The sequence below is a fragment of the Bacillus sp. LR--39 genome (assembly GCF_053613335.1).
The window spans coordinates 1-1,260 of sequence record NZ_JBSIOT010000220.1 but is presented as its reverse complement, the minus strand read 5'-3'; the positions used below and the strand labels follow the sequence as shown (position 1 = coordinate 1,260).

Here is a 1,260-nt window from a genome sequence, read left to right as displayed (position 1 = left end):
CATCAAGCTGTTTTTCGAGCAGCGGGGGAAAATGAAAGGCAGTGCGAAGCAGGCATGAAATTCACGATAAATTTCAGCGCTAATCTCACGGCTTTTCTGTTGTCTGTTTTCCTATCGGTTTGGATGACGCCTTTTATTGTCAAAACGCTCGGTGTGGAAGCGTTTGGCTTTGTTCACTTGACACATAATGTGATTAATTACTTTTCGATTATTACCGTGGCGCTCAGCTCGGTTGTCGTTCGGTTCTTTTCTGTTGCTGCCCACAGGGAAGAGCGGGAGAAAGCAAATGCGTATATCAGCAATTATTTAGCGGCCTCTGTTTTGATTTCATTGCTGCTCTTGCTGCCGCTTGCGGGTTCGGCTTTTTTTATTGACCGCGTCATGAATGTGCCGCAAGCGCTTTTGGCTGATGTGCGTTTGTCGATTTTAATCGGCAGTTTGCTGTTTATTTTAACGTTTCTGATGGCGGGTTTCGGCGCTGCACCATTTTATGCCAACCGCCTTTATATCACCAGTTCCATTCAGGCGGTGCAAATGCTTATACGGGTGCTGTCTGTGCTGCTCCTGTTTGCATGTTTTGCGCCGAAAATCTGGCAGATCCAGCTTGCAGCTTTAGCTGGTGCTGTTATTGCGTCTGTGCTGTCTTTCTATTTCTTCAAAAAGCTGATTCCGTGGTTTTCGTTTCGTATGAAGGATCTTTCATTCCGCACAAGCAAGGAGCTGTTTCAAGCGGGCGCATGGAGCTCCGTCAATCAAATCGGCGTCCTGCTTTTTTTGCAGATTGATCTGTTAACCGCCAATTTGATGCTGGGGGCGTCCGCATCCGGGAAATACGCGGCGATTATCCAGTTTCCGCTGCTTTTGCGCAGCTTGGCCGGAACGGTCGCATCCCTGTTTGCGCCCATCATGACTTCATATTATTCAAAAGGCGATATGGAAGGATTGATGAATTACGCCAATAAGGCAGTAAGGCTCAATGGTCTTTTGCTTGCACTTCCTGCTGCCTTATTGGGCGGATTGGCGGGACCTTTTTTGACAATCTGGCTCGGACCGTCCTTTTCGTCGATAGCACCGCTTTTATTTATTCATGCCGGATACTTGGTTGTCAGCCTCGCCTTTATGCCGCTGTTTTATATATGGACCGCTTTTAATCAACAAAAAACACCGGCGATTGTTACCCTGCTGTTAGGTGCGGTGAATGTGGTGCTGGCGGTCACGCTGAGCGGGCCGGCTCATCTCGGTCTGTACGGCATAACGTTG

At 48.3% G+C, this 1,260-nt stretch carries 1 protein-coding gene; it reads left to right on the top strand.

Annotation, left to right across the window (positions count from 1 at the left end):
- Positions 1–54 precede the first annotated feature (54 nt).
- On the top strand, positions 55–1,260 hold a 1,206-nt coding region (locus ACWHAR_RS21965), incomplete at its 3' end, for an MATE family efflux transporter (RefSeq protein ID WP_452087821.1).